Annotated in this window: 7 protein-coding genes; 2 read left to right on the top strand and 5 right to left on the bottom strand. The window is 46.0% G+C overall.

Annotation, left to right across the window (positions count from 1 at the left end):
* Window positions 1-46: 46 nt before the first annotated feature.
* The 3 genes from HMPREF2893_RS05215 to HMPREF2893_RS05205 all read right to left on the bottom strand — a co-directional run bounded on the left by HMPREF2893_RS05215 (window position 47) and on the right by HMPREF2893_RS05205 (window position 3,199).
* Window positions 47-775, bottom strand: a complete 729-nt coding sequence (locus tag HMPREF2893_RS05215; RefSeq protein ID WP_070674809.1) for a pseudouridine synthase — start codon at window positions 773-775, stop codon at window positions 47-49.
* A 2-nt stretch (window positions 776-777) separates the two neighbouring features.
* On the bottom strand, window positions 778-1,929 hold the full coding sequence (locus HMPREF2893_RS05210) for an MFS transporter (protein ID WP_070674806.1): 1,152 nt from the start codon (window positions 1,927-1,929) through the stop codon (window positions 778-780).
* Window positions 1,930-2,035: 106 nt separating this feature from the next.
* Entirely contained in the window at window positions 2,036-3,199 is a 1,164-nt protein-coding gene (locus HMPREF2893_RS05205; protein ID WP_070674803.1) for an MFS transporter, read from the bottom strand.
* Window positions 3,200-3,344: 145 nt separating this feature from the next.
* Between HMPREF2893_RS05205 and HMPREF2893_RS05200 the strand changes: the two genes are divergently transcribed.
* Window positions 3,345-4,037: a cyclic nucleotide-binding domain-containing protein gene (locus HMPREF2893_RS05200; RefSeq protein ID WP_070674800.1), complete on the top strand. Its 693-nt coding sequence runs from the start codon at window positions 3,345-3,347 to the stop codon at window positions 4,035-4,037.
* A gap of 54 nt (window positions 4,038-4,091) precedes the next feature.
* Entirely contained in the window at window positions 4,092-4,706 is a 615-nt protein-coding gene (gene def / locus HMPREF2893_RS05195) for a peptide deformylase (protein ID WP_003004253.1), read from the top strand.
* A gap of 204 nt (window positions 4,707-4,910) precedes the next feature.
* Here the strand turns inward: def and HMPREF2893_RS05190 are convergent, their stop codons facing one another.
* Window positions 4,911-6,152, bottom strand: a complete 1,242-nt coding sequence (locus HMPREF2893_RS05190; protein ID WP_070674797.1) for an aminopeptidase — start codon at window positions 6,150-6,152, stop codon at window positions 4,911-4,913.
* A 254-nt stretch (window positions 6,153-6,406) separates the two neighbouring features.
* Entirely contained in the window at window positions 6,407-9,259 is a 2,853-nt protein-coding gene (locus HMPREF2893_RS05185) for an AAA family ATPase (RefSeq protein ID WP_070674794.1), read from the bottom strand.
* Window positions 9,260-9,403 lie beyond the last annotated feature (144 nt).

Genomic DNA, 9,403 nt, shown 5'->3' with positions numbered 1-9,403 from the left:
ACAATTAAGAGGCTAGGACTTTTGTCCCAGCCTCTTGGTTTTTTTCTTATAAGGGAACTCCGAAGACCTCTAGGGACTTGAGTTCAGAAGGATGGAGTCTCCGCCATTCTCCCAATGGAAGAGTTGGATCTAGCGTTAGAGGACCCATAGAAATCCGCTCTAAATCCACCACTTCCTTACCACAGGCAGCGACCATGCGCTTGACCTGATGGAATTTTCCTTCAGCGATTTCGATTTCGACGTAGGAGCTGGCATTTGTCTCATTCACCTCTAAGATCTGCAATCTCGCGGGCAAGGTCGTGAAGTCTTTGAGGGCAATGCCTGCTTCAAAACGGGCCACATCTGCCTCATCCATGATCCCAGCCACCTGGGCACGGTAGATCTTCGACACATGCTTCTTCGGCGAAAGCATAGCATGAGCGAGCTTGCCATTATTGGTCAAAAGCAGCAAGCCATGGGTATCGATATCCAGGCGTCCAACAGGAAAGACTTCCTTATGACGGGCTGTCTCATCCAATAGATCTAACACCGTTTGGTGGTGATCATCTTCAGTCGCTGAGATAACCCCAGCTGGTTTATTAAGCAGGTAGTAAACAAAGGTCTCATGGACCAGGTCTTCTCCCATAAAGGTCACCTGATCCTTGTCTGGATCAATCTGTAGCTTCCCTGCTGTCTCTTTTTTCCCATTCACTGCGATTTTCTTTTGCTTGAGAAGCTGCTTGACCTCGGTCCTACTCCCCACGCCACAATCCACTAAAAATTTATCTAGCCGCATGATTACTTCCCGCTCTTTCGCACAATCCAAAGGCCAAAAAAGGAAACCAGGATCATGAGGATACCAGAAAATCCAAAAATGAAGGCTGGAGTAGATGAGATAGTCCCTAATAGACTAAGGACAAAGGTCGTTGCGATCGAACCTGTACTACATCCCAAAACCGCCATGGACGTTGCCTGGCTCAAGACCCCTGCTGGCATCTTATCTGACAAGACATTGTAAACCGTTGTAAGAGCTACACTGTAGGCGAAGCCAGAAGCGATGGTTACAAGGGCAAGAATCAAGAGATTTGGAGAGACGCCGATCAACAGTTGGGCCACACCATAAGCTACACCCGAAACCAATAATAAACGATCGCGGAAGAGCTGGGTCAAGGGCGAGAAGGCCAAACCTGCCAAGATCCCAACAAATTGCATGGCTGCTAAAATAATCCCAGCAGTTTGGGCAGTACCATGCCCTACTTGCTCTACCACACTTGGAATCCGAACGGTGATCATGACATTGGACAAGACGATAGCTGCCGCAACGACTGCTAAGCCGAGCGCTGTCCGCCATTGTTCCCCCGTCATCTTGACATCCCGGTGTTTTTCCTCCACTGCTTCCGTTGTAGATCCATATGGCACAAATAAGAGATACAAAAGTAAGATTGGAATACTGATACCGTAGACGAGAAAGGCAGCCTGCCAGCCAAAGCGAATCAAGAGACTCACTCCAAAGGTCAAAACAGCTGTCCCAACAACCTCTGCAGAACCCCGAATGCCAAGTGTTTGGACACGTTCTTTTCCTTTATAGCGCTCACTGATAATGGCTATGGCAGAAACATTGAGCAAGCCAACCGCCATCCCGAAAATAATCCGAGACAAAAAGACAACCGGATAAGCTGGACTGATTAAGGGAATAAAGCCACATAGAGCGTAAGCGACTAGGCCTATCACAATCATCTGACGCTCTGAAAATAGGCGCCCAATCCATTTATTGAAGATGAGTGAAACCATGATCCCTGCAGAAGGAAGCGAGACCAAGAGCTCAATCATGCTGTGAGGAATTCCCTTGTAATAGGCAAACATGGCCGACTGCGCACTCGAAATCGAAAACGAAGTCGTCAATATAAATGAAAGCGCGAGAATACTCACTTTCTCCATGATTTTTTTCATTATTCTATCCTTTAAACTAATCTTTTTTTTCACACTCCTCCTATAATAACACGAGCTAGTGACAGGACGCAATAGATTGAATTAAAAAAACGAAATGATTTCTCCATCATTTCGTTCGTGCTAGCAATTGTGAGGCAAATACTCCCGTTCCAACCATCAAAGCACCAATCCAGACAAAGAGCAGGTGATTAGAGGGAGCTAGTGGCGTCACCAACTGGATGAAGAAAGAAGAGAGGGCTGATCCGAGATTGCAGCCGATCAAGACCAGCGAGGTCGCAAGGTTCAGGAGATTGGTCGGGATTTTTTCAGATAAGTGATAAAAGATACTGGTGACCCCCGTACTGTAGGTAAATCCTGCTAAAAGGGTTCCTATAACCAAGCTCCATAGCTGGCTGGACAAGCCAATCAAGGCCAAAGCTAGACCGAAACCAAAGCACATGATCATGAGCAAGTTCTTTTTGAAAACATGTGTCAAACTGGCAAAGCCTACCCCTGCGACAATCCCTGTTAATTGCATCAGACTCAAGACGGTTCCAGCTGTTGTCGCCGTTCCCATACGAGCGTCAACGATGATATCCGGCACGCGCAGGCTGATAATAGAATTGAAACAAATGATGATACCAGCAATCACAGCTAGCATTAGACTAAAACGCCATTGAGGGGGGCGAAGACGTGCGGAACCTTTCTTTTTCTCCTTCAAGCTAGCCTGTTTTTTCTCCTTAGGATAAGGGACAAAAAGGATATAGAGGAGTAAAATCAAGTAACCACCACCATATACGGCAAAGATCGCTGGCCAGCCTAGGGGTAAGAGTTGTCCTACCATAAAGGTCAAGATGGCAGAGCCCACCACTTCAGCAGACCCCCGATAGCCCAGCATCCGAGTCTTGTCATTGCCTGAGTAGCGTTCACTGATAATCGAAATAGCCTTGGCATTGATCATTCCTGTCCCCAAACCAAAGAGCAAACGACTTAGAAAGATGAGAGGATAGTCCTGCACGACCAAAGGCAAGAGGCCACTAGTTGAAAAGAGCAAGAGCCCTGCGATAATCATCTGGCGCTCACTCATCCACCGCTCGATCATGCTATTTAAAAAGAGCATGGCCACGACCGCAAAGGCTGGCAGGGAAACCAAGAGTTCCACCTGGCCTGCTGTATAGCCAAATTGGCTAAAATAAGCCTTCATAGCCGGCAAACCGGCTGTAATTGAAAAGGATGAGATCAGCATGAGCGACAAGCTCAAGAGACTGATTCTTTCCATTGTTTTTTTCATTTTTTATTTCCTACACTTTACTGGTAACATTTTGATTTTACTAGTTTTTTCAAAAAAGATTCAAACTAGTATTTTCAATAGAATCCTAGTATAATCAATTTAGAAATAGAAAAACAGGACATTTGTCCTATTTTAGGAGATTGAGATGAAAAAAATTTCCCCATCTACAAGACTCAAGGAAATCATCACAGACTACCAATTGGACCAGATCTTTCCAGGCGACTGTCTTAGCCAGCTGGACCTCGTTCTCTATCAGGCTGGAGATTATATCTGCCGTCAGGGTTCTGAACAAGATGTCATTCCTTATTTTCTCAAAGGTCGGCTCAAGATTATCCACAGTCTTGAGAATGGCAGCGACACCATCCTTGAAATCCAAGAAAAACCTGGACTGTTAGGAGAGATTGAGCTCCTGCTCGATCGGGTCTGCATCACATCGGTCATCGCTGACCAAGACTCACTAGTCGTCCAGCTCCCAGCCCAGCACTTTAAGAAGCGCCTCCTGATTGATCCAACCTTTCTGCGCTCTACAGCCAAGACCTTGGCTGAGAAATTGCACCAGATCAACTATTTGGCTCCTGCCAACTTTCATTATTCAGTCAAGGAGCGCCTCGCTACACATTTTTTGGAACATGGTGATGAAAACGGGATCCTCAAGCCCAAGATGAATCAACTGGCCCTGCGTTTTGGGATCAGCTACCGCCACCTTAGCCGCGTGATCAAGCAGATGATTGACGAGGGGTTGATCCAAAGAGAAGGACGGGTCTATACGATTTTAGACCGAAAAAGAATGGGCGACTTGTCCATCAAACACACGGAAACAACTGACAGAAAACTTTAATTTCAGGTTCTTTTGTGTTATCATGGAAGGTAGAAAGAAAGTGAGAGTAAGACAATGAAAGCAATTGAAAAAGTTACAAGAGCATCCCATTTGATTGATATGGATGACATCATCCGCGAAGGAAATCCAACACTTCGAGCTGTTGCGGAAGATGTGACCTTCCCTTTGTCTGACCAGGAAATTATCCTGGGTGAAAAAATGATGCAATTCTTGCACCATTCTCAAGACCCTGTTATGGCTGAAAAACTTGGCCTCCGTGGAGGAGTTGGACTCGCTGCTCCTCAGCTGGACATCTCGAAACGCATTATCGCTGTTTTGGTGCCCAATCCAGAAGATGCCGATGGCAACCCACCAAAAGAAGCCTATAGCCTTCAAGAAGTCATGTACAATCCAAAGGTTGTCGCCCATTCTGTGCAAGATGCGGCTCTTGGAGATGGGGAAGGCTGTCTCTCTGTAGACCGCAACGTCCCAGGCTATGTGGTTCGCCATGCCCGCGTGACCGTGGAGTATTTCACAAAAGACGGTGAAAAGAAACGCATCAAACTCAAAGGCTACAACTCCATCGTCGTCCAACATGAAATCGACCACACCAACGGCATCATGTTCTATGACCGCATCAACCCAAACAACCCATTTGAAATCAAAGAAGGCCTTTTGATATTAGAATAGGGTAAATGACAAAAAAGTAAGGTAGTAGTGATGACTCACTACTACCTTACTTTTTTTACAAGACTGCGTCTACCGATTTCTGTCTCTCGGCGCAGTGGTTGATTGACGGCACTCGAACCTTTCGGTTCTTCGTCCAGTCTAATCAACTGTGTGGGGGCAGGACTACGAAATCGAGACTGCGTCTACCGATTTCTGCCCTGCTCCCTATATTGCCCAATCTCCATTGCGGAAGACTGGGACGAGGGTGCCGTCTTCTCGGATGCCGTCGATATTCATTTGGCTTGAACCGATCATGAAGTCGACGTGGACGTCTGAGCGGTTGAGGCCGGCTGCTTCGAGTTCTTCTTCTGTGAACTCTGCACCACCTTCTACGCTAGTTGCATAGGCTGCTCCGATGGCCAAGTGGTTAGAGGCATTTTCATCAAAGAGGGTATTAAAGAAGGTAATACCTGATTGGGAAATTGGGCTTGGATCTGGGACGAGGGCACATTCACCCAAGGCACGCGCTCCCTTGTTTTTGAAGACCAAATCTTTCATGACTTGATCGCCTTTTTCTGCTGTGATATCTACGATTTCTCCATTTTCAAAGGTCACTTTGATCCCTTCGATAATGTTTCCATTGTAGCTAAGCGGTTTTGTAGAAGTTACATAGCCTTCTGCACGACGGAAGTCAGGAGCTGTAAAGACCTCTTCTGTCGGCATGTTTGGCAAGAAGCTTTCACCTTGGGCATTGATGGCTCCGGCAGATTCCCAGACGTGGTTCTTCGGCAAGCCAAGAGTCAAATCAGTCCCAGGAGCTGTGTAATGAAGGGCTGAAAATTGTTCCTTATTCAGTGTATCTGCCTTGCTCTTGAGAATAGCAGCATGCTCTTCCCAAGCCTTAACTGGATCTTCCTCATACACTCGACAAGTCTTGAAGATTTGATCCCACAGGAGATCCACTGCTTCTTCATCACTAGTCGCATTTGGGAAGACCTTTTTCGCCCATTCTAAACCTGCTGCTGCAGCCACTGTCCAGCTGACCTTGTTGGATTGAGTGGCGATGCGCATTGGTTTCATAGCCATGCCCAAAGCCTTGGCAGAAGCAGACAATTTCTCTGCATCAACGCCGTTCAAGGCACCTGGATCAGAAGAACGGACACCAAGACGACTGGCTTTGTGTTCCAAGAGGTAGTTCATTTCCGCAATCTTGTAATCTGGCACATTGTCCAAGCGATCCATCGGTGCATGGAGGAATTTCTCCCGGGTCGTAAAATCATCTGCCCATTGGACAATCACTTCGTGCGCACCCAAGGCATAGGCCTCCTTCACAATCAAGTGGGCCAATTCTCTTTGTTCCACATCGATGTTCAAGACCAAGGTATGGCCAGGTTGCACGTTGATGCCGTTCGCCACCAACAATTTAGCGTATTTTTCGAGGTTTTCTTTAAAATTTGGTAAAACCATTGTTTTCTCCTTCATAAGTGAATGATCTCCTCCTAGTATACCATAAGTCCATGCAAAAAGAGAGTGGGACAGAAATCGGTAATTCGTTAGAATTCGATTTCGTCGTCCCACCTCCGCACAGTTGAGTAGGGCTGTAAAAGCTAATGAAATCAGCGTAGTAGAGCCCACTCAACCACTGCGTCTTGCTCTACAATCCAAAAACAATTGAGAGGCTAGGACTTTTGTCCCAGACTCTTTTTCTTGTCCCTTCTAACTTAAGGAAGAACATAGCCTTGATCATCCACGGTATGGGGTTGTTCAGAACTGCTATTCTCTCTCAAGGCTTCCAAATCTTGATCCAAAATGGAATTGTAGTCTGTACTACCTTCACGGGTTACCCGAGTCGATACTTGGCGCAAGAGTTTTTCATTAAGATTGCGGACCCAGCGACCATTACTATGGTCATTGGCACGCATATAATTCCCTTTTACAATCTCTCCATAAAGGGCTTCATTGACTTGGTAACCTTGCTTACGCAATCCTAACAGACCGATCTCCACGATCTCATCTGGGCTGTAGTCTTCAAAATCAAATGTAGTTGGGATCCGGCTTTGCAGACCTGAATTGACCTGCAAGAAGTCGTGCATCTCTTTCGTGTAACCAGCAAAGATAATAACGATATCGCGGCGGTGGTCCTCCATAAATTTGAGGACTTCGTCCAAGGCTTCCTTCCCAAAATCATCATTTAAACCGGTATAGAGCGTGTAGGCCTCATCGATAAAGAGGACTCCACCCAGTGCACTCTCCAAAACTTCACGCGTCTTCAAGGCTGTTTGACCTTGGTAGCCTCCAACCAGATTGCTCCGCGAAACTTCGATGAATTTCTTCTGCTTGATAACCCCTTTTTGGAAGAGGATATTGCCCAAAATGCGGGCCACGGTGGTCTTTCCTGTACCAGGATTTCCGAGAAAGAGAGAGTGCAAGGTCGTATCTTCAACGATGCCACCTTGTTCAGCCCGTTTTTGATTGAACTCAGCCATGGCTACGAATTGTTCGACTTGCTCTTTCACCTTAGCAATTCCAACCAAACGGTTGAGGGCAGCCATTCCATCTTCTTCCTTGTCGGCTCCTGCTTGATACTTACCTTGGTTAAGAACAGCATCAATATCGCTATTGAGGATGGTCTCAATATCGTCAGAACCTTGGGCCACCACCCGATCTGCCATGGTCTTGGTCAATTGCTCATCCAGGTTACGGATCCAGCGACCATTGCTCTTATCTAGCGAGCCATCATAAGCCCGCTTAACATGCCGCGCATAGTAATCCCGGTCTTCGAGTTTGTAGTCCCCTTTGCTTAGGATCATTTCACCTAGTTGGACAATCTCATCTCCTGTGAAATCTTCAAAGATGAAATTATTTGGCACCCGAGAACGAAGGCCTGGATTGGTCTTTAAGAACTCCTCCATTTCCTTGGTATAGCCGGCAAAGATAATCATGATATCGTCACGATTGTCCTCCATAAATTTAAGGATGGTATTGATCGCCTCGATCCCAAAGTCCGCACCGCTGTCCTTTTTATCCAAGCTATAGGCTTCATCGATAAAGAGGATGCCTCCTCGCGCTTTTTCAAGCAGGGCCTGGGTCTGTTCAGCCGTTCCTCCAATATTCGAAGAGATCAGATCGGACTCCGTAGCTTCCACGAAACGGAATTCTTCCCCTGAGAGAACACCCGCATCAAAGAGCACTTGTCCCAACAGACGGGCCACAGTGGTTTTCCCTGTACCAGGATTTCCCATAAAGGCAGCGTGAAGTGTTTGTTTTTCAGGAGCCTTGCCACTGGCGATTCGTTTCTTGTTGAATTCCACCATGTTGATCATTTTCTTGATCTCATGTTTGACTTTTTCAAGACCAATCAGGCTATTGAGTTCTTGAAGAGCATCTTGTTTCTTCTCTGGTCCAGAGTCTCTTGCAGTGGTTGGAGTCACCGTTGCATCCGTCGCCTGTCCCGTAGGAACGACTTGCGCATTGCCCTTCGCCACTTCTCTGCCAACAAGATAGTCACAGTCATCCTCGATTTCCTTGGTCAGATCACGCGCATCCCCCTGGCTATAGGTCATGGTGCCCACCTTCGCAAAGGCTCCACCTTGAAGCCGTATATTAGGATCCGCAATCTTATGACAAATCATATGCTCAGCCATCAGCACACCATCATCAAAAACGCCAAATGAAATGGTTTCGGCATTCTCATTCAAGAAGGTTGTTTCTCCAGTCAGGGAAGCAAAGGACTCTTCATAGACGCATAAAAATTCTGTAAATGTAGCCTGGTGAGCTCGGATCATACTATTGAATGAATTGATGGAGGTTATACGATCCGAATCCGAATTGAATTGAACATTATTATCAAGACAGACCCCAGTACCGGTAGGTAGCTCAATTTTACAGTTTTCAGACTCCCAGATGACATTCCTCAACCAAACTGGTGGAAAATCCTTTTCCAGATCCCCGCCTGTAATCGTTGAATTTTTTGCAATCACTTCTGAGTCCTTGGCATGGATCGTATTATTCCCAAATTTTTCAATATGGACATTTTCTAAGGTCAATTTAGATCCTTCTGACAGATCAATCTTAGAAAAGATCGTTGAATTGCGAATAGACAATTCCGAAGCGGACATACCGATGGCACTTTGGTGTTTTTCCGGAACCTTCATCCCGACTCCTTCCAGTGTCAACTTCGAATGCGTATCCATATAGATAAAAAATTCATTATTTGTTGGAGTGGTTGCTTCAAAATAGACCTGTTTACAGGTGATATCTGAGCTATTCCATAAGAGCAAGGTAGTATAATTCCCACCAACTTTAAACCACAGATCTTCAAATGTCACCTGAGCTCCCTCTACAAATCGGAAGGAAGCCTCAATCGTGTTGTTAAACATGCGCCCATTGCCATTTGGATTTGGGACCACATGCCCCACAAAATGAAGGTTCTTGTCGATCTCGATCACTTTATTTGTCGGCCATTGAAAGACATACCCATTTTCAAACTCGATGGTATCACCATCCTGCGCTTTTTCAAGCGCATCCATAAAGTTCCAACTATTATTGTAAGGCCCTACTAAATATCTTGCCACACGCTTCTCCTCTGTTTCATCTTTTCTGTTTCCTTGTTATAAACACTTGTTACTAAAAATTGTAACACAATCCAGTGCCAAAGAAAACACTTATCCGGTCTGAACGGACTTAAAAGAGGCTGGGACAAAAGTCCTAGCCTCTCA

Source organism: Streptococcus sp. HMSC072C09 (assembly GCF_001813105.1).
GTDB lineage: Bacteria > Bacillota > Bacilli > Lactobacillales > Streptococcaceae > Streptococcus.
The sequence above is the reverse complement of the archived record's forward strand: the minus strand, read 5'-3'. Positions and strand labels throughout refer to the sequence as shown.